Below are 23,445 nucleotides of genomic sequence, written 5' to 3'. Positions count from 1 at the left end.
AGGTAGGAACCGCCCGATGGATCTGCAAACCCTAGTCACGCTCACCACCGGCATCACCCTGCTGACCTGCGTCCTGGCAGTCATCGGCCTGCACTCCTACGCCCTGGGCAAGGCTCAGCGGCAGGCACTCGTCGACCGCCTCACGGCCACCGGCCAGATACCGGTGAGCGGTCGCCGACGGCGCTTCCGCAACCTGGACCGGCGCCTTCGCCGTACGAATCTCGGCAAGAAGCTGGAACTGCGGCTGGCGGCGACGGGTCTGGACATCACGCCGGGCGAGTTCTTCGTCTACATGCTCGCCACGGTGGCGGGCCTGTGGCTGATCGGCCAGGCGTCCCTGGCGCCCTTCTTCGGCCCGCTGGCCGGACTGCTGGGCATCTGGGTGGCGCTGCAGTTCCTGAACTGGCAGCGGCAGAAGCGGATCGAGAAGTTCATCAACCAACTGCCCGAGATGGCACGGATCCTGGCCAACGCCACGCAGGCGGGGCTGGCACTGCGGACGGCCATCGGGATGGCGGCGGAGGAGCTGGAGGCACCGGCCGGGGAGGAACTCGCCAAGGTGGCCAACCAGTTGGCGATGGGCGCCTCGATGGACGACGCCCTGGGCGAGATGGCGGAGCGGCTGCCCTCCCGCGAACTGGTCGTTCTCGTGACGACTCTGGTGCTGTCGAACCGGGCGGGCGGCCAGGTCGTCAGCGCCCTGCGGAACCTGACGGAGACGCTGGAGGAGCGCAAGGAGACACGGCGCGAGGTCCGCACCCAGCTCTCCCAGGTGAACATGACGTCGTACGCCGTGCCGGTGCTGGGCGTGGGTTCGCTGTTCCTGATGAACAGCATCAAGGACGGGGCGTTGGACCGTATGACGGGCTCCTCGATCGGCCAGGGCGCGGTGATCATCGCCTTCGCGCTCTACGCGATCGGCTTCATCCTCATCCGCCGTCTGTCCCGTATCGACGTCTGAGACGTCTGAGAAGCCCGAGAAACTTGGAGGGAGGACGGGACCATGGGACTTCTGCTGGCACTGGTGATGGGCCTGAGCGTCTGGGGCATCTTCGCCGGCATCCGTATGTACCGCGCGGACGCCCGGCTGCCCGGCGACCTGGCGCTGGCCCTGGAGGTCGGTTCCACCCGCACCGGTGCGGTCGACTCGCTCATCGACCGCCTCGGCATGCGGTACGCGCCCGCGGTTCTGCGCCTGATGGGCCCGAAGCTGGTCGCCAGGTACCGCCGCAAGATCGACCTCGCGGGCAATCCCGGCGGTCTGACCATCGACCGCTATGCGGCCCGGCGTGCGGTCTACGGCTTCCTGGGCGGAGTCGGCTTCCTGGTGTTCCTGCTGAGGGGTCAGTTCTTCGTCGCCGTGATCCTGCTCGCCTTCGGCGCGTTCTGGACGGAGGTCGGCATCTGGTCGGCGATCCGTATCCGCAAGGACGTCATCGAGCGCACGCTGCCGGACTTCCTCGATGTGCTCGCGGTCGTGGTGAGCGCGGGCCTCGGCTTCCGCCAGGCGCTGGACCGGGTGGCCTCCAAGTACGAGGGCCCCTGGGCGGACGAACTCCGCATCACCCTCCGCCAGATGGACCTCGGCATGAGCCGCCGCCAGGCCTTCGCCGAGCTGCGCCGCAGGAACGACTCCGAACAGGTCGCGATGTTCGTGACGGCGCTGCAGCAGGGCGAGGAACTGGGCGCCCCGATCGTCGACACGCTCGTATCCCTGGCAAAGGACATGCGCCGCACAGACGCGCAGAACGCCCGCCGCAAGGCGGCCCGCGCGGTCCCCAAGGCCACCATGATGATCACCACCTTCATGGTCCCGGCCACCATGATCCTCCTCGGCGCCGGCCTGCTCCTCGGCTCCGGCACCGACTTCGGCTCGCTCACGGGCAAGTAGGGACGGGGGGAGGGATGAAGGCCATGGCGACGACAGGGGAACGCACCGGGCGGGGGCGGCTACGGCGACGCCCGAAGCCCCCGGAGATCACGACTCCACCGGCGCTGCCGACACAGCCGCACACCCGAGGACCAGCAGTCGCCGATGGCGCTCGACCCCCACAGGGGCCACCCGCACTCGACGACGAAAGTAGTACGGGCGGTGCGGGTGGGAACCCAAACCCGGCCGAAGGCCGGGTGCCCACCCACACACCCGCACCGGAACCCGCACCCGGCGAAGCCATCCCCACCATCCCCCTCCAGATCAACGCCCTACAAGCAATGTGCCGCCAGGTCTTCGGCTTCCGCCTGGCCATGATCGCCCTGGCCGCCCCCGCCGCCCTCCTCAACGCCGCCCCGGGCCTGGCCACCCGCCTCGTAGGCGCAGCGGTCGTAGTCACCTTCATGGGCTCCTACGTCCTCTTCAGAGACTGGGAGCGCTTCGGCCCCCTCCTCCTGCGCCACCCCACCCTCCTGGCGCTGGACACCCTCTTCGGCTCCCTGCTCCTCATCTCCGCGGGCCCGGACACCACACTCGCCTACGTCAGCGTCTGCACCCCTCTCCTGGCCGGCATCGTCTACGGCTGGCGAGGCGCCGCGGTCTTCGCATCCCTCCAGGCCCTGATCCTCTTCTTCGTGCACGCGGCGTCGAAGCACCTGCACGCCGCCGGCCCGGCGGAGACGCTGCTCCTCCCCGGCCTCTGCGTGATCGCGGGCGCGGTCGGCTCGGCCCTGCGCAACCTCATGTTCCGCTTCGGCGCCGCAACCCAGGCCCTGACCACGATGCAGGCCCGCTTGGCGGTCACGGAGGCGGTCAGCGCCGAACGAGCCCGCCTGGCAAGGGAGATGCACGACTCCGTGGCCAAGACCCTGCACGGTGTGGCCCTGGCCGCAGACGGCCTGGCGGGCTCCGCAGGCGCCGCTCACGTGGACGCGGAGCTGGTCAAGCAACAGGCCGAACTGGTCGCCCGCTCGGCCCGCCGGGCCGACGCCGAATCCCGCGAACTCCTGGCCGACCTGCGCCGCGAATCCGACCCGGACCACGTCACCGACGTACCGGCCGAACTGGCCGCCCGAACCCGGGACTTCAGCACCCGCACCGGCGTCCCGGCCACCTACCGCCCCACAGGCGAGCACGCCGTCCCGCCCGTCCCACCGGCCGTAGCCCGGCAGCTCCTCACCATCGCTTCGGAGGCGATGGAGAACGCCCACCGCCACGCGGCCCCGACCCGTGTGGACGTAAGCGCAGGCGTCGACAGCGGCCTCCTTCGTATCAGCGTCTACGACGACGGCCGCGGCCTGCCCTCCGGTACCACCCTCGAACAACTCCGCAGAGCAGGCCACTTCGGCTTGGTCGGAATGGTCGAACGAGCGGCATCGGTAGGCGCCCGCATCAGCATCGGCCGCGGCGCCCACGCCAGGGGCACGGAGGTCTGCCTGGAACTCCCGCTGGCGGCCGTGACGACATGAACATCCCCCACGACACGAGCGTCTCCCGCGACATGAACATCCCCCACGACACGAGAGGAGGCCGCCCGATGCCGGACCCCACGACTCCCCACCCCGGTCCCCACGGTCCCCAGCAGGCGCCACCGCAGAACCCGTTCGAGGCCCTCCCCTCACCCGCCCCGCTCAAGGTCGTCGTGGCGGACGACAACCCCGTGGTCCGCGCAGGACTGACGGCCCTCCTGTCCGGCCGCCCGGACATAGCGGTCGTGGCGGAAGCCGCAGACGGCCGCCAGGCCTACGAAGCCGCCCTCCAACACCACCCCGACGTAGTCCTCCTGGACGTCCGCATGCCCGGCGTGGACGGCATCTCGGCGCTCCCGTACCTGGTGCAGATCGCCTCGGTGATGATGCTGACGTACAGCCGAGAGTCGGAGATCGTGCAGGAGGCCCTGCGCCGAGGCGCCTGCGGCTACCTGGTCCATGGCGAGTTCACGGCGGACCAACTGATCACAGCGGTACGGGACATCAAGGAGGGCAGGGCCCACTTCACCCCAACCGCGGCAGGGGCTCTGGATGCGACTGCATACGACAGGTCGGCATCGGCGTCACAATATGTACACCCCGAAGTCCCCACTCCACCAGGGAAGTTCACTTATTCACCCCCTCCCTCCTCCACTATTTCTTCAGAAAACCTTTCGCAAGTGCAACCGGATGTGGGACAGTCTTCGTCTGGATGGATGAGTGGCCGTCCGGCCGCTCCCGACAGGTCGAGGTTCCAACTCAGCACGAGGGAGGCGGAGATCATGGACCTCATAGCGTCCGGCATGAACAACCAGCAAATCGCCGCCACCTGCTTCATCAGCGAGAAGACGGTCAAGAACCACATCAACCGCATCTTCGCGAAACTCCACAGCACCAGCCGCTCGGAGGCAGCCGCCAAATGGCTCGGCACAGCCCCCGGTCCGGGCCGAGGGGTGGGGTGAACTGAGGTGGCGGCAGGGGGGATCGGGCAGTCCCGAGGCCGTGGTCGGGTCTCGTTTTGGGCCCTTGAATGGGCCCTGGGACCCTTCAGCGGGACGGGTGTTCCGCCGTACGGTTCTCGTGCCGAGAGCGGCACGGAGACCCGACCCGGAGGGGAACACCATGAGCAACTGGATCAACACCACCGTCGCGTACCTGCAGTCCCGCGCCGCCCGCAACGACAAGGGCCAGACGGCGGTGGAGTATCTGGGGATCATCGCGGTGGTCGTGGCGATCGTGTTGGCCATCACGGGTACGAGCATCGGGCAGACGATCTTCGATGCCATCACGGCCAAGATTGCCGAAGTCACCGGCGGTTGATGCGGCCACGCAAGTACGACGACGCAGGGCAGGCCTTCCCCATCTACATCACGGTGGTGGCGGGCCTGCTCTTTCTCGCGTTCGCGTATCTTGCGGTCGGCCAGGCCGCGGCGACCCGGAACAGCGCCCAGACGGCAGCCGACGCGGCGGCTCTGGCGGCGGCGCAGGACACCCGGGACAAGCTCGCAGGGCAGTGGAAGGACGTCTTGCTCGATCCCAAGAAATGGCTGGACATCCTCAACGGCCGTGCGGCCGTACTCGACGGTTGCCCCCGTGCATACGAACTCGCGGCGCAGAACGACGCGCACGTCGTCGGCCAATGCGCAGGGCAGCTGTGGGACCTGAGCTACACGGTCGAGGTGGAGACGAACAAGACCGTCGGAGACTCGATCGTCCCTGGTACGGAGAGCAAGCACGCCACGGCGTCCGCCAAAGCCGTGATCGAACCGCTCTGTTCGTTCGACCCTCTTGGTGAGGATGCCGGGAGCGACGTCCTGCCGAAGCTCACCTGCAAGGACAACCGGATTTGGGAACCGGACCCGGCCGACCCGACCGGTCTGCCGGAACCCAAGGACCTCTTCGACGTCCATCTGGCCGACCTCTAAGCGAACGACGAGTGGAGAAGGAAGCAGAGGCATGAGCATTCGGTTCACAACGAAGGCCCGCAGGGGGATGGTCGCGTTGACCGTTGCGGCAGGTCTGGCCGTCGGTGTGGCCGGCTGCGGTGGTAGCGGGGACGGCGGCAAGCAGCCGGAGACGTCGGCGTCCGCCTCCAAGAACGGTGGGTCCAAGCCGAATGCTCAGGAGGGGCAATCGGAGGCGCCCTTGGCCGAGTTGAAGGGCTCGGACGGGCTGCTTCTGCAGATCACCTCCGCCCAGCGCGATTCGGGTGGCTTCGTCACCGTGAACGGCAACTTGAAGAACGACGGTGCCCAGAGCGTCGTGATTCCGTCCGCGTTGAGCGGCAATGAAACCGAGATCACCAGGAACGGCAGATCCCTCGGCGGCGCCACACTCATCGACTCGAAGGGCAAGAAGCGGTACTACGTGCTGCGCGACACGGAGGGCCGCCCGCTGACAACGACGGGTTTCTCGACGATCAAGGCCGGTGAGAGCCTGGCCGTGTTCATGCAGTTCCCCTCCCCGCCGACGAGCGCCTCGGAAGTGACCTTCCAACTGCCGACGTTCTCCAGCGGCACGATCTCGATCTCTGGCTGAGGCGCACGATGACCGACACCTCACCGCGAACACGGGCGCCCCGCCTCGCCCTGACCCTCACCGCCGCCTCACTCATGGTCGCCACAAACGTCTTCGGCGCCGTGACGGCCCAAGCGGACGACAGCCCGAGCGTCCCGCCCGGTACCGAAGCCACCGCCTCGGCCCCGGTCAAAGTGGACCCGAACGACCCCGACCTCAAGCTCCCCGAGGGCGCGACCCTCGCCTCGCCCAAAGTCCTGGACATCAAGTCCGTCGTAGAGGACCAGGGCGGCGAGGAACGCCGCGAGGACACCAATTCGAACGTCACGTTCGCCTTGCAGGCCGAGGTCCTGTTCAGCAAGGACAGCGCAAAGCTGAGCGGCGAGGCGAAGTCCCGTATTGCCGCGATCGCGGACGAGATCAAGAAGCAGAACGCGACAAAGGTCCGCGTCTTCGGCTTCACCGACAACCTCGGCTCCTCCGCCCACGGCGACGTCCTGTCCAGGCAGCGCGCCAACGCCGTACAGGACGTCCTGGACCAGGAACTCCACGACCCGAACATCACGTTCGAGGTACGCGGCTACGGCGAGCAGTACCCGATCGCCGACAACTCCACGGAGGCGGGCCGCAGGAAGAACAGGCGAGTCGAGGTCACGTTCCCGCGAGGGGAGGGCTGACCCGGCTCGTACGACACACGGGAACAAACGCCGGGGCCCGTCCCACGGCGTCAGGGGTGTGGGACGGGCCCCGGTCGTCGTACGCGGGCTGTCAGCCGTCGGCCTCGTTGGCTTCGGCGGGCTGGTCTTCCGTCTTGCGCTCGATGACGAAGGACCCCTTGCCGACGACCGTTCGCACGTAGCCCATCTCGGCCAGCAGAACCAGCGTCTTGCGGGCAGTCCCTTGGGCGAGCCCGAACTCCTGCATCAGCCGGTCGACGTCGGGCACTGCGCGGCCCAGCGGGTACACGCCGCTTTCGATAGCAAGTGATCAGCCTCGTCCGCCTCTTGGGCGTGCGGTCAACGAGGCGGAGCTCACCCGCGAGTACGAGGTGGACCTCTATCCCGTTCGGGCGGTACTGCTCGCTGAACACCGTCCGGCCGCCGTGGCCCGCAGGACACCGGAGGCCCATGTGTCACTCCTCCGGGTAATGGGGCCGAGGTGAGTTTCGAAGTAGTTTCAAAGTCATGCCCACCGAGAACGCCGCCGTGAATTTCTCCGAGCTGGTGAACAAGAACAAGCAGACGCTCGCTCGTCTCAAGGAGTCGCCGCGGCTGCTGCTGCACCGCAGGGACGGGGAGGACCTCGTCCTCACCACCGCGGCCAGGGCCGAGCAGGACCAGACCGTCGTGTCGGCCGCCACCCGAATGCTGGTGGCCATGGCGCGCCGGGATCCCGGCAGTATGGAGCTGCTCCTGGACATCCTGCCGGACGCCTTCCCCTGGGTCCGCTTCCTGCCCGAGGCCGACGTTCATGCCTTCGCCGTCGAACTCGTCGACACCATGAGAGCCGCCGACTCAGTCGGCAACAGCGCCTCCGTGGCCCAACTGCTCATCGCCTGGCAGCACACAGCAGAAGTCCATTCCGACCCGGAACTCCTCGCGGCGCTGACCGGGGACCACAGTGAGGGCTACGGTCAGGCGCCCGATCCCAGGGCATTGGCGTGAGTGCGGGTCGCGGTGACCGCGCCGCGCCACCAGCGGCGCACGGCCATTGGGAAGTCCGCTTCGCCGATGCGGCCTCGGCCAAGGGGTGGGAGAGCCTTTGCCGGCAGGCACGGGAGAACACATACCGCGCTTGGCTGATCATGCGCCAAGACCCCGGGCCGGCCACCGAAACACCTCGCCACCACCGTCTCAAGGGCAGCCTGGCAGAGTGACGCCGACTGCAGCCCGTACTGCCTGAAGTTCCTGGGCGCGGCGCTGGTCCGCCGCCTTCCCGCACTACGGCTCGCCATCCCCTCCGAGGAGATCCCGTTCCGAAGGTTCGCCACCGTGTACGGCCTGGTGTCCCTGCCGGCCGAATGGTGAGGCGAGGAGTCATCCGGCCGGTACGGCTTCCCAAGAGCCGTTGTTCAGGCGGTAGACGGTGACCGTCTGGGTCAGTTCGTCGCCGTAGTCGTCGAAGGCGACCCTGCCTGTTGCACCTTTGAAGTTCACGTACGGCATCGCCGCGAGGAGGTCCTTGCGGGCTGTCGAAGGCAGTTCGTGGGCGGAGTTCAGACGGACGCCCAGCTTGAAAGCACGGATCAGCGCCCAGGTGGCGTCGTAGGCATAACCGCCGTACACGCCGTACGGCATCTTATAACCCGCCTTCTTGTAGTCGCTGATGAACGACTTGCCCGAGGCGAGCGATTCGAGCGGGACGCCCGGCGTTGTCGAGATGTCGCCCTCGGCGCCCTCACCCGCCAACTTCGCGTACTCGGTGTCGAAGATGCCGTCGCCGCCCGCCAGGCGGATACCGGGATTGGCGCCGTGCAACTGCTTGCTGAGCGCGGCAGCCTCCTCATACTCACCCCCGTAGTAGACGACATCCGCGCCCGACTGCTGGGCCTTCCCGACCATGGCACCGAAATCCTTGTCGCCGATGTTCACATGGCTCGTGCCCACGACTTTCCCGCCCTCTGCACGGAACGAGTTTGTGAACATCTGGGCCAGTGCGGAACCGTAGATCTGCTTGTCATCGACGACGAAAGCCTTGCGGCGCTTGTCGCTCCCATACAGGTATCGGGCTGCGGCCGGCGCCTGCACCATGTCATTGGACGCGATACGGAAGTAGGTGTCGAAAGGTCTGGATTTTGCGCCGTCCGACCAGCGGGTGCCCAAGGTGAGATCCGGATTGGTATTCGACGGTGACACCTCGGTCAGGCGGGCGTCATGGAAAACCTGTTGCATGTCTTGGGCCACGCCCGAATTGAGCGGTCCCACCACTCCCACGACGCTCCGGTCGGCGACGAGCGTGGCTGCGTTCTGCTGTCCTGTGGAAGGTTCGGCCTTGTCGTCCAAGGACTCGATTTGAAAAGTGACGCCGTCGACATAGCCTTCGTCGTTGGCCTTCTTGACGGCCAAGCCCGCTGAGTTCTTGATGCCTTGCCCGAGTTCGCCGAATTCGCCGCTCAGGGGTGCGCTCACACCGATCTTGACTCGGATCTTAGGGCCCTGATCGCCCGAGGAGCCACCGAGAGTGAGGTTCAGTATCACCGGGAGAGACCCCAGCGCCGCGACCAACAGGGCCGACACAGCCGTGATGGTCCTGCGGCGCCGGCGGCCTTTCGACAGCGGAGGGTCGGCCGTGGGCGGGGTGACCACCACCGGCGGCCGGTAGCGGTTGCGAGCCACGGCGATCGATCCGGCCGTGTCGCCGTTGCGCTGCTGAGGCGTCGGACGACTCTTGGCCACCAGGGAGTCGTGCAGGTGCTCGTACAACGTCTGCATCGTCAGCAGCGGCGGAGCGTCCGGTATCCCGTCCTCCAAGGCCTGGATCAACTCACCGGTGAACGCCGTGTACGTCTCTCCGGGCGGTGCCAGCGCGGTCCGGGTCTCCGAGGTCGCGGTCAGGACGAAAGTGCCTTTGATGTTCGCCTTCGGGCCGAGGCTCGTGGCCGACATGGCTCCCCGCAGTGCCAGGCCGCTCCAGCAGCAGTCGAGGATCACCACCTTGCGGCGGGCCCGGCTGTGTCGGCTCAGCAGCAGCTCGCGGATGTCCTGGTAGCGAAGCGCGCTGTACAGGCGCCCCGGGTTGGTGCGGGGCAGGGCCAGATAGAGCTCGTTCGACACGTCGTGCACAAATCCGTGTCCCGCGTAGTAGACGAGGAGCGTGTCCTCCGCCTCCTCGGCAAGGCGGGCGACCTGCTCCAGCGTCTCGTCCCGACCGGGTTGCGAGAGCACGCGCGCGTGATCGGCCGCCAGACCCCACACGCTCGGGTCGCGCAGCAGCTCGGCCAGGCGTGCCAGGTTGCGTGCGACTGCGGGCAGCGATTCGAGGTCCCGGTGGGCGAATTCGTGGGCACCGATCAACAGGGCTCTGCTTCGGGCCGGATTCGAGAGTTCGGTCATGTCGAGAGTTCGGTCACGTCGGAGGTTCGGTCATGCCTGGGACTGGTCGAGCTCCGCCCGTTCGGGCGTGTCCACGTGAGGCTCCGGACCCTGTCCGATCAGCCGATCCACCAGCCGCTCGATCTGCCGCAGGTCGGCCCCCTCGACCGTCACGGTGACGCCCTCGTGCTCCACCTGGACGCTGGGGGCGTTCGCACGTGACTGGCGCCAGTTGGCGACCGCCAGAATCAGTCCGCCCAGCCCCACCGAATTGCTGAGTACGACATCGATCAGCTCCAGCCCGCCACCCATTGCCCCGGGTTGTTCATGACGGCCTCGCAGGTCGAAAGTGGCGTCTGCCGTGTCCGGGTCCCGCAACAGCCAGCGCTGCAGTGAACGAAGCTGTTCTCCGTCGCCGTCGGGTACTTCGATACCGAGCCGCATGCTTCCCCCTTGCACGCCTGAACTTCGGTGGCTCCGGCATCATAGCGATGGCATCGGCAAGCCGTACTGGTTGTGAATGAAGAGTGCGGGGACGATCCGTTATCGCTTTTCCATTCGACAGGATGCGTGACGGGAGTTGTCCGTGAAAGTGAAGCGACGGATGAATCGGCGAAGGAGATCATGGTCGGAGCCCATGGTCGACGAGTCCCCGGGCAGCTCTTGTCCGGGCGGATGTTCGCGGAGTTCGTCGATTCGTTGATTTCTCACTGCGAGGGCTCCAATAATTCGGACCTCAAGTACGCGCACGAGAACGGCGACTTCTGGGCCGCTCTGAAGTCCAAGAAGGCCGAGTGACAGGAGTGGCAGTGCCCCCTTCAAGCCCGCCCCCGTCGAGCCCGGTTCCCTGGAGCACGATCGAGGAAGTCCTGCGGCAGCAATACGTCACGGACGTCCTGGTCCCGGGCCGGATCGACCGGGACGAGACGATTCCGCGGTTCGCCGCGCAGCCGCTCGTCGTCTTCGTTCTGCTGGACGAGGGAGCCTTACGGCTGGAGTCGGTCGGCGGGTACGGCCAGTTGGAGGTGCGGGTCGTGGACTCGGTCACCCTGAACGGCGTCGAGCTCTTCGCGGACATCGAGGAGGAAGGGGACGAACTCGCCTTCGCCTCCCAGGGCGAACAGCTCTTCGGCGACAGCTGGGACCGCCTTCGCTGCACCACCATCCGCCCCTTCACGGACGCTGGGTCGAAACCCGACGAGGGCGTCCTCAAGTGCCTTGCCCTTGAACTCGAGTCCCGCTACTGGCTGTTCTTCGACCCGACCTGGCCCTTCGGCATCAGAATCGGAAACGCCGAGGACATGCGCCGCTGGGAACGGGAGTACGGCGACCGGCCGTAGCCGCTCAGGCGTCCGCCGCCACCTCTACCCGTACCCCGGCCCTGAGCCCCCACCTCTCCATCGCCCCGGCTTCCGACTCCAGCACATGCCGCGAACGGAGCCGGGGCAGCCCCAGCCGCCAGGGCTTCATGGTGTGCACGCCGATGACTTTGAGGTCGCGGTCGAGGTAGGCGACGTCGATGGGCATGCGCATCCGGAACGTGTGCACGCTGTTGGCGGGGGAGAGCAGCATCGCCCCGTCGACCGAGCCCCGCCCCAGCAACCCTTTGGTACGGGCGCGGTAGGAGGCGGCGATCTCCAGCGGAACGGCGACAGCGCCCGCCCCGCCCCCGCTGCGCACGATCAGCTTCCCCGGTCCGTCCAGCCATCGTCGCCCCATGCCGAGGCCACCTCCCACTGCCGCCGCCGACTCGTGCCCGAACCGAATGTATCTGCACGCTCAACGAACGATCCCCGCGTACGGTGAACGGCGTCGACCGCTGACGGGCGGACCAGGGCGGACCAGGGCGAGGAAGCCGATGACGAAGCCGATGGCGAAGATCGTGTTGATGATGGGCGTCTCCCTCGACGGCTATATCGAGGGTCCCGACCACGACATCTCCTGGCACTGCGTCGACGACGAACTGCACCAGCACATGAACGACGTCATCGGACGGTTCGGCGCTCTGCTCCACGGGCGCCGTGTGTACGAGCTCATGGCCGCCTACTGGCCCACCGCGGACGCGGATCCGCAGGCCTCCGCCATCACCAGGCAGTTCGCCGGGATCTGGCGGGACATCCCGAAGGTCGTGTACTCGCGGACGCTGCAGAGCGCCGAGTGGAACTCCACCGTCGTGCGGGACGTCGTCCCCGAGGAGGTCAGGGCGCTCAAGGAGAAGACGGTCGGCGGGGATCTCGGGCTCGGCGGGGCCGGGATCGCCGCGGAGTTCCTGCGGCTCGGGCTCGTCGACGAGTACCGGGTGTATGTGCATCCCGCCCTGGTCGGGCGCGGTACGAGGCTCTTTCCGGAGGCCGACATCGCCGCGTCCCTCCGGCTGGTCGAGAGCCATGTCTTCGGCAACGGCGTCGTGCTCCTGCGGTACGAGCAGGGCGAGCGGGGCGAGCAGGGCGACGGCTCCGCCAGGCCGTAAAGGTGTTGTCCGGTTCGTTCCTGCCCGGGTAGGAAGAGGTCATGACTGGACTCGGTGCTGTGTTCCGACCTCAACTGCCCCCCGAGCGCCTCAGGGACGTCGCCCGCCTCGCGGACCAGAACGGCCTGGAGGAACTCTGGCTCTGGGAGGACTGCTTCCGGGAGGGCGGGATCTCCACCGCCGCTGCCGCCCTCGCCTGGACCGAGCGACTGCGGGTGGGCGTCGGGCTGCTGCCCGTGCCGCTGCGCAACGTCGCCATCACCGCCATGGAGGCTGCCGCGCTGCACCGGATGTTCCCGGGGCGCGCCGTCGTCGCCGTCGGGCACGGTGTGCAGGACTGGATGGGGCAGGTGGGGGCGCGCGTCGAGTCGCCCGTCACGTTGCTCCGTGAGCACCTTGTCGCGCTGCGGGCTCTGCTGGGCGGTGAGCGGGTGACGACCGAGGGGCGGTACGTCCGGCTCGACGACGTCGCGCTCGACTGGCCGCCCGCCGGGCTCGTGCCCGTTCTCGCCGGCGCCACCGGGCCGCGTTCGCTGCGGCTGGCCGGGGAGGCGGCCGACGGCACCATCCTCACCGCGTCGACGACCGCCGACGGCGTACGGCAGGCACGTCAACTCATCGACCAGGGGCGGGAGTCGGCCGGGCGGACCGATCCGCATCACGTGGTCGTGTACCTGCTCACAGCCACCGGTCCCGACGCCGCCGCCCGCCTCCGCTCCGAACTCCTCGACGAGGGGCTCGAATCCGTCCCCGACCTGGGGGTCGCCGGAGACGCCGGCGCCGTCGCCAAGGCCGTACAGCGGCTCGCGGACGCAGGCGCCGACAGGGTGATCCTCCAGCCGACGGGGGACGAACCCGACCCCGAGGGATTCGTACGCTTCGCGGCGGAAGAGGTCAGGCCCCTGGTCCCGTGACCGACCCGAACGAACTGCTGCCCGCCCGCGGGCGCCTCCCGTTCGAGCAGGTGGTGAACGCCGTCGGCGACGGCTGGGCCCGCCGGGAAGGGCCGGTCGACGGAACGCAAAGCAGCGGGGGGCGAAGTCCGCTGCGGGTCGGCAGCGCCCTGAAGGGGCGCGGGGAACTGCGCGACCAGCCACGATGGTGCCGCAGACGATCGACGCCACATCGACGCACATCCCGGGGGCGCGTAGCCCATTTCGGCGCCCTGCTCAGGCAGCTGTGGGCCGTACGGCACAACCCCGCCGCGTCCGACCCCGCCGCCACCCGCACGGCCCGCCGCTGCCTCGCCGCCACCGACGGCCTCCCCGACGCCCCGACCGCCCAGGCGGCGTACGACCTGCTCCGCCCCCACTTCTGACACTTTTGACGCCGCCGAAAACCAGGAGCGCCAACCGGCACCGCCCTGCCACGATCACCCCATGCCCCATCACCCCATGCCCCATGAAGACCCCCGCACCTTCGAGGACCTTCTCGCCGAAGGCGCCGCCGTCCCCACCGAGGGCTGGGACTTCTCGTGGTTCGAGGGCCGGGCCACGGAGGAGCGTCCCTCATGGGGGTACGCCGTCTCCCTGGCCGCCCGCCTCGCCGGGGCCACCGCCGCGCTGGACATCCAGACCGGGGGAGGCGAGGCCCTGGACTTCGCCCTCGGCCGGGCCGCCAAGGCGCCGGTGCTCACCGCCGCGACCGAGGGCTGGCCGCCGAACGCCGCCAAGGCCACCGCCCTGCTCCGCCCCCGCGGCACCGTGGTAGTCGCCGCGCCCGAGGACGCGCCGCTGCCCTTCGCGGACGGCGCCTTCGACCTCGTCAGCAGCCGGCACCCGGTGTCCCCGAACTGGACGGAGATCGCCCGCGTCCTGGAACCCGGCGGCACCTACTTCGCCCAACACGTCGGCTACCGCAGCGTCTTCGAGCTCGTCGAGTTCTTCCTGGGCCCCCTCCCGGCCGAGCAGAGCGCCCCCCGCCACCCCGACCACGAACGCGCCGACGCCGAAGCCGCCGGCCTGGAGATCGTCGACCTGCGCGCCGAGCGGCTCCGCATCGAGTTCCACGACATCGCGGCCGTCGTCCACTTCCTCCGCAAGGTGATCTGGATGGTCCCCGACTTCACGGTCGAGGCGTACGAGGACCAACTCCGCTCCCTGCACCAACAGATCGAGTCCGACGGCCCCTTCGTCGCCCACAGCGCCCGCCACCTCTTCGACATCCGCAAGCCGCACGACTGACCGAGCGACGCCTGCAACCCCCTGAGGGGCGCGGGGCGCGACATCATGCGGCTCCGCCGCGTGGGCGCGACCAGCCCCGATGGCGCCGCAGACAAGCGACGGCATATCGCGGCACCACCAGCGGAGCGCTCATGCATGCGGCCCCGACGCAACCTCCCCCACCACCAACTCCGCCTCCGCCTCCAGCACTTCCCCCACCCGCCCGACCTGCTCGCCCAACTCCCGTTCCTGCCGCGCCGTCAGCCTCCCGAGCGGCTCCACCGTGACGGTCGTACGGCGTCCACGGCGTCGCTGGTGCCACACCCCCGCCACCACACCGTCAACCAGCAACACCGGAAAGTTCCCGGCCTGCCCACCCGCCAGCGCACGCCGGTACGCGGCCCCCGGGAACAGCAGCTCCCGAGGCTGCGCAGCAATCCCGTACGCGTCGAAGTACGGCAGCAGACGTACCCCGCGCACCCGCCCCTCCGGGAACTCCGTGTCACCCGCCACGACCCAGCACCCCGGCGCCCCCTCGAAGACGACCTCCTCGATCTCCCCCGCCCCGGCGAGCGTCCCGAAGAGTTCGACGGCCCAACCCCCGGGTGCAGCCAGCCACTTGGCGAAGTTCTGCGGCGTCGCCGGCCCGTATGCGCGCAGATAACGGCGTACGAGCTCGCGCACCGCCTCCTCCGGCGGCAGCGGAGCGAAGTGCGGCGGGCGTGTGTACGTCACCTTGCGGCCGCGGTTCGGGCCGAAGCACAGGGCGCCGGACTGGCCGGCCCGGTGCAGCACCTGCCGCCACCGCGGCCACAGGTCCTGGAACGCGGGCATCACCAGGTCGCCCGCCCAGGAACCGGTGCGGGCGACGACCTGCTCACCCAGCTCGTCGACGGTCAGGCACACGCCCTCAAGAGCGTCCCCGATCGCCGCCACGATCTGCCGTGCCTGCTCCTCGGTGACCCGTGCGCCCGGTGCGAACGGGCTTGCGCCGGACGGTACGGCGGGCAACGCGGAGCACCATAGGGGAAGTTCGCGCGCGGACAGCAGATGTACGGTCCCGCGCGGGCCGTGCGTCTTCACGAGCGCCCGCTCGTCCCACAGCGCGGCGCGCACATCGGCCCGGGTCACCCCGGCCGCCCGCACCCCCACCGACACCTCGGCCGCGGACAGCACCTGCGCATGCGCGGCGAGCATCGCGTCGACGACATCGGCGACCGCCGTGCCCGGCTCGGCAGGGGTGGCCAGGAACTGCCGTTCCAGTCGGCGCGCGCTCGCCTCGTTCCAGCTGATCCTCAGGGTCATGAGGCGACCGTAGGACGGAACAAGGACCGTTTCTGTCCTAGATCAGCTCTAGATCAGCCCTGGATCAGTCCCGGACCCCGGTTTCCACATCGTTATCCCCGCGAGTCGATTCCAGCCCCATACGTCACGTAGGTTCAGACCAAGGTAATTCGCGTGAGCAAAGCTGCGCGGGCGGCACCGCGCAGTGGAGGGGGCTGCGCGGTGCCGTATTCACGCCATTCGCGTCAAATCGGCGTTCGTGGGCCGGGTCACCCGGCTGGGGGATGCGCGGGCGACTCGCCGAGCGGGACCCAAGGCGCGGCAAACCCTCCGGATCACTCCGCTTCCCGCCCGTTTCCCCTGGGAATCAGCTGTGATTCGGCCATGAGCCCGCCATGAAAAGGCTGTCCCGTGGCCATCGGCGCGTCGCCGTTCGAATTCGGAGAGTAGTTGTGGCACGCCGATGCACCCAGCATCACTTACGAAGGGTTATGGTGGAAACCCCCCCTCGGGCCGGTCCGTCTCCCCCCCACGGACCGGCCCGTTTTTTGTGTCCGCCAACCACCCCTTGGGGGAGCCGTGGTGCCACGGGGGTAGGCTTCGCGTCCGGGGACCGCCATATGGACAGGGATCGCCCTCCCCACTCCTGGGCCGCGCCTGTCCGATCCTCACGGAGGGGCTGACAATCACGTGAACCTGCGCGACAAGCTGCGCGGCCTGCTGGTCAGGCTCTACGCACGCCGGGTGGAAGGCCACCTGGACCACGCTCAGGTGCCCAAGCACATCGGCGTCATCATGGACGGCAACCGGCGCTGGGCGAAGGCCGCGGGCTCCACCACCATGCACGGCCATCGGGCCGGCGCCGAGAAGATCGAGGAGTTCCTCGGCTGGTGCAGTGAGACGGACGTCGAGGTCGTCACCCTCTGGCTGCTGTCGACGGACAACTTCGACCGGCCCCAGGACGAGCTCGGCCCGCTCCTCGGGATCATCGAGGACGTCGTGAAGACCCTCGCCGCCGACGGCCGCTGGCGCGTGCACCACGTCGGCACCCCCGACCTGCTCCCGCCGCAGATGCAGACCACCCTGAAGGAGGCCGAGGAGGCCACGGCCGGTATCGACGGGATACTGGTCAACGTCGCCATCGGGTACGGCGGCCGCCAGGAGATCGCCGACGCGGTGCGCTCGATGCTCCTCGACGCCCAGGACAAGGGCACCTCGATGGAGGACCTGGCCGAGGCCGTCGACGTCGACATGATCGGCCGCCACCTCTACACCGGCGCCCAGCCCGACCCCGACCTCGTGATCCGTACCAGCGGTGAGCAGCGGTTGTCCGGATTCATGCTCTGGCAGACCGCGCACTCCGAGTACTACTTCTGTGAGGTCTTCTGGCCGGCCTTCCGCAAGGTCGACTTCCTGCGCGCCCTGCGTGACTACGCGGCGCGCCACCGCCGTTACGGCGGCTGACGCCGCACGGGGCATCCCACTTGGTGCGGAAGTAACAAGGAGTTCACCAGGGCGCCGTCATATGCGTCGGCATGGCACCGCATGTTCGAGGGCATAAGCCAGTCAGGTCGATGCCCGAACCACGGGTGTCGGATCTCAGCGGGCGGCACGGGGCCGTCCGCCCGGGAGGCCCTTTGCACCAGCCCGACCGTGCGGTTCCAGCGCGGAAGAACAGGCGGAGGGCCGGTTTTCGGCCCGTGCAATGCGGCCGTCGACCGGTCCAGCTCCACTCCGTCGCTCCCCGACCTCATCCGAGGGGGTACGTCCTTCCGTGGTGACCAGCACAAAGCGTCGTATGCCAGACCGGCGCACCTATGTTCTCGACACCAGCGTCCTGCTGGCCGACCCGAACGCCCTGAGCCGCTTCGACGAGCACGAGGTAGTGCTCCCCATCGTCGTGGTCACGGAGCTGGAGGCCAAGCGGCACCATCCCGAGCTCGGCTACTTCGCGCGGCAGGCCCTGCGTCTGCTGGACGAGTTCCGGGTGCGGCACGGCCGCCTCGATGCCCCCATCCCGATCGGGGAACTCGGCGGCACCGTACGTGTCGAGCTCAATCACTCGGACCCCAGCGTGCTGCCGACCGGCTACCGCCTGGGGGACAACGACTCCCGCATCCTCGCGGTCGCCCGCAATCTGCAGGCCGAGGGGTTCGACGTCACCGTCGTGTCGAAGGACCTGCCGCTCAGGATCAAGGCCTCGTCCGTCGGTCTCCTCGCCGAGGAGTACCGCGCGGAACTCGCCATCACGGACTCCTCCGGCTGGACCGGAATGTCCGAACTGACCCTGCCCGGCGAGCAGGTGGACGTCCTCTTCGAGGCAGGGCATGTGTATGTGCCCGAAGCGTCCGACCTTCCCGTGCACACCGGCCTGACCATCCAGTCGGAGCGCGGCAAGGCGCTCGGCCGGGTCACCGCCGAGGGGAACATCCGCCTCGTGCGCGGCGACCGGGAGGCCTTCGGCATCAAGGGGAGGAGCGCGGAGCAGCGCATTGCGCTCGATCTGCTCCTCGACCCGGACGTCGGGATCGTGTCCATGGGTGGCCGGGCCGGCACCGGCAAGTCGGCGCTCGCGCTGTGCGCGGGTCTGGAAGCCGTACTGGAGCGGCGTCAGCACCAGAAGGTGATGGTCTTCCGGCCGCTGTACGCGGTCGGCGGGCAGGAGCTCGGCTATCTGCCGGGCTCCGAGGCCGAGAAGATGAGCCCCTGGGCACAGGCGGTCTTCGACACGCTGTCCGCGGTCACCAGCCGCGAGGTCATCGAAGAGGTCACCGCGCGCGGGATGCTCGAAGTCCTTCCGCTCACCCATATCCGCGGACGCTCGCTGCACGACGCGTTCGTCATCGTGGACGAGGCGCAGTCGCTGGAACGGAATGTACTGCTGACCGTTCTGTCCCGAATCGGCGCCAATTCGCGGGTGGTTCTCACCCATGACGTGGCCCAGAGGGACAATCTGCGCGTCGGTCGCTACGACGGTGTCGTCGCCGTCGTAGAGAAGCTGAAGGGGCATCCGCTCTTCGCGCACGTGACACTGACCAGGTCCGAGAGGTCCCAGATCGCGGCGCTTGTGACCGAAATGCTGGAAGACGGCCAGATCTGAGGTGCCTGAGGTGAATCGGCCAAGTCTGAGGTAATACAGGCGAGTTGGCGCCGTTCCGCAAAGGCTGTGAGCCTAGCGGGGCGGCGCCTTCGCGTGTTGCGGTTTGCCAAAATCCCCTGGGTCAAACGGGATGTGAGCTTTCACACGCAACTCAGAATTGCCACCCGGCGTCCGGGTGCGGCAGAGTCTCACTCCTGTCAGGCCCCGCATACGACACATCTGTACCCCCAGCGGTACGGCACCACAGAAGCATCACAGCTAACTCCACAGCGTCGTCGTATGCCGCCCGAGCACCACGCGGCGCTCCCCTCGCGGGAGTTGCCCACCGGGTCCGTGCCTCCCGTGACCCCGTAGTTGGGAGGCCAGAGCCAGGGGCAAGATTGCGTCCGCCAGGGTCACCGAAGCGGGCGATGCTGGAAGGAAACCGTGTGAGCCGGATTTCGGTCCGGGGATTCGCAGTGGTCTCGGCCACCGCGGTCACCGCCGTCGGAAGCGTCGTCGGAGTTGCCTCGGGCAGCGTCGCGCAGAACAACGACGCCGAGGCGACGGCAAGCGACGCGACGCTCCTGGCGGACATACCCACGGGCCAGCAGGCCCAGGTCCAGACCGCCTCTTTGACGCAGCAGGCCGACGCCCAGGCGATCCAGGCTGACGCGAGCGCCAAGAAGGACGCCGAGGAAGCGGCCCGCAAGGCTGCCGCCGACACCGCCATCGCCAAGAAGGAAGCGGCCCAGAAGGCGGCCCAGGAGGCCAAGGACCGCGCCGCGGCCAAGGAGAAGGCCAGCCGCAGCGCCGGCGACTTCCCGGTCCAGAGCTCGTACTCCACCGCCGAGATCCAGGCGATGGCCCGGCAGATGGTGCCGGGCGGACAGTTCCAGTGCTTCAGCTACATCGTGGACCACGAGTCCAGCTGGAACTACCACGCGGTCAACGCCTCCTCCGGCGCCTACGGTCTCTTCCAGGCCCTGCCCGCCTCGAAGTACTCCTCGGCCGGCTCCGACTGGCAGACCAACCCGGCCACGCAGATCAAGTGGGGCCTGAACTACATGAACAACCGCTACGGCAGCCCGTGCGAGGCGCAGGCGTTCTGGGCCGCCAACCACTGGTACTGAGCCGTCGGTCCCGCGGGTCCCGCGCGCCGCTCTCAACCTTCGACAGCCCCTCCCCGTCCTAAGGGGAGGGGCTGTCGCCCTGTACGGTCGGACCCGAACAACTCCAGGGGGGAGTGGTGGCTGGCGCCCGGGGACGCGGGGGAAGAGGACGGATCATGTCGCGAGTGCCAGGGTGGCTCGGCCGTATCGGCGCCGGACTGACCGAGGTGAGTGAGCGGTTGGACGAGCGCCGCGCCGAGGTGGAGCGGGAGACCACCGGGGACGACCCGTCGCCTCCGGCGCCCGAGGCCGCCCCGACCCCACCTCCCTCGGACCGGACGCCCGAGGCGCCGCCCCCGCCCGCCGACCGCCCCGACCCCGCACAGGCCGTGCCGTGGAGCGTGCGCGTCGCGGCCGAGGCCGGCTGGCGGCTGCTGGTGCTCGCGGGCACGCTCTGGGTGCTGATGCGCGTCATCAGCGCCGTACAACTCGTCGTCTTCGCCTTCGTCGTCGCCCTGCTCATCACCGCGCTGCTGCAGCCGACGGTGGCCCGGCTGAAGCGCCACGGAGTGCCGCGCGGCCCGGCCACCGCCCTCACCGCGATCCTCGGCTTCGTCGTCCTGGGGCTGATCGGCTGGTTTGTGACCTGGCAGGTCATGGAGAACATCGACAACCTCTCCAACCAGATCCAGAACGGCATCGACGACCTGCGCAACTGGCTCCTGAAGAGCCCCTTCCACGTCACCGACAAGCAGATCAACCAGATCGCCAAGAACCTGCGGGAGGCGGTCGGCGCCAACACCGACCAGATCACCTCCGCCGGGCTGGAGGGCGTCCAGGTCGTCGTCGAGGCCCTGACCGGCATCCTCCTGACCTTCTTCTCGACCCTCTTCCTCCTCTACGACGGCCGGCGCATCTGGGAGTGGACGCTGAAGCTGGTCCCCGCGGCGGCCCGCCCGGCCGTCGCGGGCGCGGGCCCGCGCGCCTGGCGCACCCTGACCGCCTACGTCCGCGGCACGGTCCTGGTGGCCCTCATCGACGCCACCTTCATCGGCATCGGCATCTACTTCCTCAACGTCCCGATGGCCGTCCCGCTGGCCGTCTTCATCTTCCTGTTCTCCTTCATCCCGCTGGTCGGCGCGGTGGCGTCCGGCGCGCTGGCGGTGGTCGTCGCGCTGGTCACCCAGGGCGTGTTCACGGCGGTGATGACACTCGTCGTGGTCCTCGCCGTCCAGCAGATCGAGGGCCACATCCTGCAGCCGTTCATCCTCGGCCGCGCGGTGCGCGTCCACCCGCTCGCGGTGGTCCTGTCGGTCGCGGCCGGCGGCATGGTGGCCGGGATCGGCGGCGCGGTGGTCGCCGTACCGCTGGTGGCGGTGACGAACACGGTCGTCGGCTATCTGCGTGCGTACGCTCAACCAGCCCGTCCGGCGTTTGAGGACGAGGCCGTTCAGGCCGACGGGGGGTCTGGGGGCAAAGCCCCCCGCGACGTCACCGAAAGCGCCGGCGCATAACACCCACCGCTCGATCAAATGCGCACCGAACAAAGCGATTTGAAAGAGTTCGAGGCTCAACTTCCGTCACCTGGGGACAGGTCGGAAATCTGCGGACGGAATATGCGTTCGGACTGATACACCTTCCGCGTGATGTCGGGCTACGACCTGTTGGCGCGAGCCCTCGCCGCCTGCTGGCGCGAGAGGTGGACCGGTGTCCTGCGTGTGTCCGGGTCGCCCGGCGGCATCCTGCATCTGCAGGACGGGCTCGTCGTCGCCGCCGAGTCACCCGGGGCGCCGGGCCCCGAGACGCTGCTGCTGCGGTCCGGGCGGGTGGACGGCGAGCAGTGGGCCGCGCTGGTGCGGGAGGCCGGGGGTGCGCGCTGGCCGGCCGCCGGGCTGATCGCCCACGGGTACGCCGGCGCCGCCCAGCTCCGGGTGGTGTGCCTGCTGGCGCTGGAGGACGCGGTGTTCGCGATCGTCGCGGGCCGCGTCGACGGCTGCGAGCGCGCCGGCGCCGGCGCCGGACCGACCGCCCCGGTGGCCGTGGGCGAGCCGCCCGCCCGGCTCCTTCAGGACGCGGCCCGCAAGCTCGCCGCCCTGGCCGCCCTGCCCCGCCCCGTCCACCCCGACCGCGAACGGCCCGTCCCCGCCCCGCAGCACGACGGCCCGCTCACCCCGCTGCAGCGCGCGCTGCTCGACCATGCCGACGGCCGCCGTACCGCACGCGACCTCGCCTTCCGTGCGGGGCGGGGCGTCTACACCGTCACCGTCGAGGTCGCGCGCATGCTCGGCGAAGGGCTCCTGGAGTGCCCCGCCGCGCCCGCGCCGATCCCGGTCCACGCACCCCCCGAAGGCATCCGCCACCGCACCCCGCCGCCGCCCGCACCACCCCCGCCGCAGCCGCCGGCACCCGTCGACCTGCCCCGTCGCAGACCGAGCGGCTTCTTCCGCCTGCGGAACGGAACCCCGAAATGAGCCGGCTGAACAGATACGACATACGAAGCGACATGCGACGCGACATACGAAGCGAAATGCCAAGAGAAATAAGGGAGTTGGTCATATGGATCACGAAGCTCTGGAGCTTGAGATGCGCGGCCTGCGGGAGCAGGTGACCGGAATCACCGACACCGCGGTCGCGGCCGCCGACGGGCTGCTGATCGCGGCCGACACCGCCGACACGATCGACCCGGAAGGCCTCGCCGCGCTCGCCGCGGCCGGCCTCGGTCTGGCCCGCCGCACCGCTCAGGCGACCGCCCGCGGCACCCTGCGCCAGACAGTGACGTACGGGAGCCACGGCTGTGCCGCCTTCTACGCCGTCGGCGACACCGCCCTGATGGTCGTGCTGGGCGACGAGGGCATGGACGTGGACGGCCTGCACCGGGCGACCGGGCCTGCGCTGGACCGCATCGGCTCGATCCTCATGCACAAGAACAAGACAGCAGAAGGAGTCTGAAGGGATGGCGACGAAGCGTATGACCCCAGGTTTCTCCGACCAGGTGATGGGCCTGGTCAAGTCCCTCCGCACCGACGCCCCCGACTGCGTCGCCTCGGGCGTGGTCGACATGTCCACCGGCATGCTGCTGTCGTACGAGACCGTCGACAACCACCCGCCGGAGGTCCTGGACCTGCTGGCGGGCGCGACCCTCGACCTGTTCCAGGGACGCACCGTCGCGATGATCGAGGACGTCTTCAAGGAGCGCCGCGGGATCCAGAGCGAGAACCACTTCTTCCAGGAGATCCTGGTCAACAGCGAGAACCTCACGCACCTGTTCGTGCGCATGAATGAGCAGCAGGACGTCGTCGCCGTCGTCGTCTGCCGCAAGTCGGTCAATGTGGGCATGCTGTTCGCGCAGGTGCGGCGGGTGGTGCGCGAGTACAGCCTGTGAAACGGCCCG

General features: G+C 68.9%; 27 protein-coding genes. 22 read left to right on the top strand and 5 right to left on the bottom strand.

Annotated features, from left to right (window positions below; all coding sequences use genetic code 11):
• The first annotated feature begins 16 nt into the window (after window positions 1-16).
• The 8 genes from P2Q00_RS32910 to P2Q00_RS32875 all read left to right on the top strand — a co-directional run bounded on the left by P2Q00_RS32910 (window position 17) and on the right by P2Q00_RS32875 (window position 6,593).
• Window positions 17-961 carry a type II secretion system F family protein gene (locus tag P2Q00_RS32910; RefSeq protein ID WP_275777113.1) on the top strand — a complete coding sequence of 315 codons (945 nt, stop codon included), beginning with the start codon at window positions 17-19 and terminating at the stop codon, window positions 959-961.
• A 42-nt stretch (window positions 962-1,003) separates the two neighbouring features.
• Complete coding sequence (locus P2Q00_RS32905; protein ID WP_275777112.1) at window positions 1,004-1,891, top strand: DUF5936 domain-containing protein; 888 nt, start codon at window positions 1,004-1,006, stop codon at window positions 1,889-1,891.
• Window positions 1,892-1,914: 23 nt separating this feature from the next.
• Window positions 1,915-3,399 carry a DUF8745 domain-containing protein gene (locus tag P2Q00_RS32900; protein WP_275777111.1) on the top strand — a complete coding sequence of 495 codons (1,485 nt, stop codon included), beginning with the start codon at window positions 1,915-1,917 and terminating at the stop codon, window positions 3,397-3,399.
• A gap of 68 nt (window positions 3,400-3,467) precedes the next feature.
• A complete protein-coding gene (locus P2Q00_RS32895; RefSeq protein WP_275777247.1) occupies window positions 3,468-4,361 on the top strand; it encodes a response regulator transcription factor in 894 nt (297 codons plus the stop codon).
• Window positions 4,362-4,521: 160 nt separating this feature from the next.
• Window positions 4,522-4,719: a Flp family type IVb pilin gene (locus P2Q00_RS32890; RefSeq protein ID WP_275777110.1), complete on the top strand. Its 198-nt coding sequence runs from the start codon at window positions 4,522-4,524 to the stop codon at window positions 4,717-4,719.
• Complete coding sequence (locus P2Q00_RS32885; RefSeq protein ID WP_275777109.1) at window positions 4,719-5,324, top strand: pilus assembly protein TadG-related protein; 606 nt, start codon at window positions 4,719-4,721, stop codon at window positions 5,322-5,324. Before P2Q00_RS32890 ends, P2Q00_RS32885 begins: the two co-directional genes overlap by 1 nt.
• 31 nt (window positions 5,325-5,355) lie before the next feature.
• Entirely contained in the window at window positions 5,356-5,937 is a 582-nt protein-coding gene (locus tag P2Q00_RS32880; RefSeq protein ID WP_275777108.1) for a hypothetical protein, read from the top strand.
• 8 nt (window positions 5,938-5,945) lie between these two features.
• Complete coding sequence (locus P2Q00_RS32875; RefSeq protein WP_275777107.1) at window positions 5,946-6,593, top strand: OmpA family protein; 648 nt, start codon at window positions 5,946-5,948, stop codon at window positions 6,591-6,593.
• Between the two features lie 91 nt (window positions 6,594-6,684).
• Here P2Q00_RS32875 and P2Q00_RS32870 read toward each other — a convergent pair whose 3' ends face one another.
• On the bottom strand, window positions 6,685-6,882 hold the full coding sequence (locus tag P2Q00_RS32870) for a GntR family transcriptional regulator (RefSeq protein WP_275777106.1): 198 nt from the start codon (window positions 6,880-6,882) through the stop codon (window positions 6,685-6,687).
• A 218-nt stretch (window positions 6,883-7,100) separates the two neighbouring features.
• Between P2Q00_RS32870 and P2Q00_RS32865 the strand changes: the two genes are divergently transcribed.
• Complete coding sequence (locus P2Q00_RS32865; protein WP_275777105.1) at window positions 7,101-7,580, top strand: hypothetical protein; 480 nt, start codon at window positions 7,101-7,103, stop codon at window positions 7,578-7,580.
• A 372-nt stretch (window positions 7,581-7,952) separates the two neighbouring features.
• Here P2Q00_RS32865 and P2Q00_RS50850 read toward each other — a convergent pair whose 3' ends face one another.
• Together P2Q00_RS50850 and P2Q00_RS32850 are read right to left on the bottom strand one after the other, a co-directional pair.
• Window positions 7,953-9,968 (bottom strand): caspase, EACC1-associated type, encoded by a 2,016-nt coding sequence (locus P2Q00_RS50850; RefSeq protein WP_338059365.1) that lies wholly within the window; start codon window positions 9,966-9,968, stop codon window positions 7,953-7,955.
• 30 nt (window positions 9,969-9,998) lie between these two features.
• Window positions 9,999-10,391, bottom strand: a complete 393-nt coding sequence (locus P2Q00_RS32850; RefSeq protein WP_275777104.1) for an effector-associated constant component EACC1 — start codon at window positions 10,389-10,391, stop codon at window positions 9,999-10,001.
• Between the two features lie 180 nt (window positions 10,392-10,571).
• Between P2Q00_RS32850 and P2Q00_RS32845 the strand changes: the two genes are divergently transcribed.
• Complete coding sequence (locus P2Q00_RS32845) at window positions 10,572-10,745, top strand: hypothetical protein (protein ID WP_275777103.1); 174 nt, start codon at window positions 10,572-10,574, stop codon at window positions 10,743-10,745.
• Between the two features lie 11 nt (window positions 10,746-10,756).
• The gene (locus P2Q00_RS32840) at window positions 10,757-11,287 is read left to right on the top strand and encodes a hypothetical protein (protein WP_275777102.1); all 531 of its coding nucleotides are present in this window, start codon (window positions 10,757-10,759) and stop codon (window positions 11,285-11,287) included.
• A 4-nt stretch (window positions 11,288-11,291) separates the two neighbouring features.
• Here P2Q00_RS32840 and P2Q00_RS32835 read toward each other — a convergent pair whose 3' ends face one another.
• On the bottom strand, window positions 11,292-11,666 hold the full coding sequence (locus tag P2Q00_RS32835; protein WP_275777101.1) for a DUF192 domain-containing protein: 375 nt from the start codon (window positions 11,664-11,666) through the stop codon (window positions 11,292-11,294).
• 151 nt (window positions 11,667-11,817) lie between these two features.
• Here P2Q00_RS32835 and P2Q00_RS32830 point away from each other — a divergent pair, with 151 nt between their 5' ends.
• The 4 genes from P2Q00_RS32830 (at window position 11,818) to P2Q00_RS32815 (ending at window position 14,600) form a co-directional block, all read left to right on the top strand.
• Entirely contained in the window at window positions 11,818-12,417 is a 600-nt protein-coding gene (locus P2Q00_RS32830; protein ID WP_275777243.1) for a dihydrofolate reductase family protein, read from the top strand.
• A 41-nt stretch (window positions 12,418-12,458) separates the two neighbouring features.
• Window positions 12,459-13,331 carry an LLM class flavin-dependent oxidoreductase gene (locus P2Q00_RS32825; protein ID WP_275777100.1) on the top strand — a complete coding sequence of 291 codons (873 nt, stop codon included), beginning with the start codon at window positions 12,459-12,461 and terminating at the stop codon, window positions 13,329-13,331.
• A complete protein-coding gene (locus P2Q00_RS32820) occupies window positions 13,328-13,735 on the top strand; it encodes a hypothetical protein (RefSeq protein WP_275777099.1) in 408 nt (135 codons plus the stop codon). Before P2Q00_RS32825 ends, P2Q00_RS32820 begins: the two co-directional genes overlap by 4 nt.
• 61 nt (window positions 13,736-13,796) lie before the next feature.
• Window positions 13,797-14,600 (top strand): methyltransferase domain-containing protein, encoded by an 804-nt coding sequence (locus tag P2Q00_RS32815; protein ID WP_275777098.1) that lies wholly within the window; start codon window positions 13,797-13,799, stop codon window positions 14,598-14,600.
• A 129-nt stretch (window positions 14,601-14,729) separates the two neighbouring features.
• Here P2Q00_RS32815 and P2Q00_RS32810 read toward each other — a convergent pair whose 3' ends face one another.
• Window positions 14,730-15,884 carry a winged helix DNA-binding domain-containing protein gene (locus tag P2Q00_RS32810; protein ID WP_275777096.1) on the bottom strand — a complete coding sequence of 385 codons (1,155 nt, stop codon included), beginning with the start codon at window positions 15,882-15,884 and terminating at the stop codon, window positions 14,730-14,732.
• A gap of 669 nt (window positions 15,885-16,553) precedes the next feature.
• Here P2Q00_RS32810 and P2Q00_RS32805 point away from each other — a divergent pair.
• The 7 genes from P2Q00_RS32805 to P2Q00_RS32775 all read left to right on the top strand — a co-directional run bounded on the left by P2Q00_RS32805 (window position 16,554) and on the right by P2Q00_RS32775 (window position 23,436).
• On the top strand, window positions 16,554-17,327 hold the full coding sequence (locus P2Q00_RS32805) for an isoprenyl transferase (RefSeq protein WP_275777095.1): 774 nt from the start codon (window positions 16,554-16,556) through the stop codon (window positions 17,325-17,327).
• A 310-nt stretch (window positions 17,328-17,637) separates the two neighbouring features.
• Complete coding sequence (gene phoH2 / locus P2Q00_RS32800; RefSeq protein WP_275777093.1) at window positions 17,638-18,963, top strand: RNA 5'-3' helicase PhoH2; 1,326 nt, start codon at window positions 17,638-17,640, stop codon at window positions 18,961-18,963.
• A gap of 428 nt (window positions 18,964-19,391) precedes the next feature.
• A complete protein-coding gene (locus P2Q00_RS32795; protein WP_275777091.1) occupies window positions 19,392-20,075 on the top strand; it encodes an aggregation-promoting factor C-terminal-like domain-containing protein in 684 nt (227 codons plus the stop codon).
• A gap of 155 nt (window positions 20,076-20,230) precedes the next feature.
• A complete protein-coding gene (locus P2Q00_RS32790) occupies window positions 20,231-21,568 on the top strand; it encodes an AI-2E family transporter (RefSeq protein ID WP_275777090.1) in 1,338 nt (445 codons plus the stop codon).
• Between the two features lie 132 nt (window positions 21,569-21,700).
• Entirely contained in the window at window positions 21,701-22,525 is an 825-nt protein-coding gene (locus P2Q00_RS32785; protein ID WP_275777089.1) for a MarR family transcriptional regulator, read from the top strand.
• Window positions 22,526-22,610: 85 nt separating this feature from the next.
• Complete coding sequence (locus tag P2Q00_RS32780; RefSeq protein WP_275777087.1) at window positions 22,611-23,003, top strand: roadblock/LC7 domain-containing protein; 393 nt, start codon at window positions 22,611-22,613, stop codon at window positions 23,001-23,003.
• Window positions 23,004-23,007: 4 nt separating this feature from the next.
• Window positions 23,008-23,436, top strand: coding sequence for a hypothetical protein (locus tag P2Q00_RS32775; RefSeq protein ID WP_275777085.1), 429 nt, complete (start codon window positions 23,008-23,010; stop codon window positions 23,434-23,436).
• The last annotated feature ends 9 nt before the right edge of the window (window positions 23,437-23,445 follow it).

The sequence above is a fragment of the Streptomyces coacervatus genome (assembly GCF_029223485.1).
GTDB classification, from domain to species: Bacteria; Actinomycetota; Actinomycetes; order Streptomycetales; family Streptomycetaceae; genus Streptomyces; species Streptomyces coacervatus.
The sequence above is the reverse complement of the archived record's forward strand: the minus strand, read 5'-3'. Positions and strand labels throughout refer to the sequence as shown.

Excerpts from the sequence above, each read along its gene's own strand:
- P2Q00_RS32850 (WP_275777104.1), bottom strand. The coding sequence starts at position 10,391 with ATGCGGCTCGGTATCGAAGTACCCGACGGCGACGGAGAACAGCTTCGT.
- P2Q00_RS32785 (WP_275777089.1), top strand. The coding sequence starts at position 21,701 with ATGTCGGGCTACGACCTGTTGGCGCGAGCCCTCGCCGCCTGCTGGCGC.
- P2Q00_RS32815 (WP_275777098.1), top strand. The coding sequence starts at position 13,797 with ATGCCCCATCACCCCATGCCCCATGAAGACCCCCGCACCTTCGAGGAC.
- P2Q00_RS32875 (WP_275777107.1), top strand. The coding sequence starts at position 5,946 with ATGACCGACACCTCACCGCGAACACGGGCGCCCCGCCTCGCCCTGACC.
- P2Q00_RS32830 (WP_275777243.1), top strand. The coding sequence starts at position 11,818 with ATGGCGAAGATCGTGTTGATGATGGGCGTCTCCCTCGACGGCTATATC.
- P2Q00_RS32825 (WP_275777100.1), top strand. The coding sequence starts at position 12,459 with ATGACTGGACTCGGTGCTGTGTTCCGACCTCAACTGCCCCCCGAGCGC.
- P2Q00_RS32890 (WP_275777110.1), top strand. The coding sequence starts at position 4,522 with ATGAGCAACTGGATCAACACCACCGTCGCGTACCTGCAGTCCCGCGCC.
- P2Q00_RS32905 (WP_275777112.1), top strand. The coding sequence starts at position 1,004 with ATGGGACTTCTGCTGGCACTGGTGATGGGCCTGAGCGTCTGGGGCATC.
- P2Q00_RS32885 (WP_275777109.1), top strand. The coding sequence starts at position 4,719 with ATGCGGCCACGCAAGTACGACGACGCAGGGCAGGCCTTCCCCATCTAC.
- P2Q00_RS32845 (WP_275777103.1), top strand. The coding sequence starts at position 10,572 with ATGGTCGGAGCCCATGGTCGACGAGTCCCCGGGCAGCTCTTGTCCGGG.
- P2Q00_RS32780 (WP_275777087.1), top strand. The coding sequence starts at position 22,611 with ATGGATCACGAAGCTCTGGAGCTTGAGATGCGCGGCCTGCGGGAGCAG.
- P2Q00_RS32835 (WP_275777101.1), bottom strand. The coding sequence starts at position 11,666 with ATGGGGCGACGATGGCTGGACGGACCGGGGAAGCTGATCGTGCGCAGC.
- P2Q00_RS32910 (WP_275777113.1), top strand. The coding sequence starts at position 17 with ATGGATCTGCAAACCCTAGTCACGCTCACCACCGGCATCACCCTGCTG.
- P2Q00_RS32865 (WP_275777105.1), top strand. The coding sequence starts at position 7,101 with ATGCCCACCGAGAACGCCGCCGTGAATTTCTCCGAGCTGGTGAACAAG.
- P2Q00_RS32900 (WP_275777111.1), top strand. The coding sequence starts at position 1,915 with ATGGCGACGACAGGGGAACGCACCGGGCGGGGGCGGCTACGGCGACGC.
- P2Q00_RS32810 (WP_275777096.1), bottom strand. The coding sequence starts at position 15,884 with ATGACCCTGAGGATCAGCTGGAACGAGGCGAGCGCGCGCCGACTGGAA.
- P2Q00_RS32895 (WP_275777247.1), top strand. The coding sequence starts at position 3,468 with ATGCCGGACCCCACGACTCCCCACCCCGGTCCCCACGGTCCCCAGCAG.
- P2Q00_RS32880 (WP_275777108.1), top strand. The coding sequence starts at position 5,356 with ATGAGCATTCGGTTCACAACGAAGGCCCGCAGGGGGATGGTCGCGTTG.
- P2Q00_RS32790 (WP_275777090.1), top strand. The coding sequence starts at position 20,231 with ATGTCGCGAGTGCCAGGGTGGCTCGGCCGTATCGGCGCCGGACTGACC.
- P2Q00_RS32775 (WP_275777085.1), top strand. The coding sequence starts at position 23,008 with ATGGCGACGAAGCGTATGACCCCAGGTTTCTCCGACCAGGTGATGGGC.
- P2Q00_RS50850 (WP_338059365.1), bottom strand. The coding sequence starts at position 9,968 with ATGACCGAACTCTCGAATCCGGCCCGAAGCAGAGCCCTGTTGATCGGT.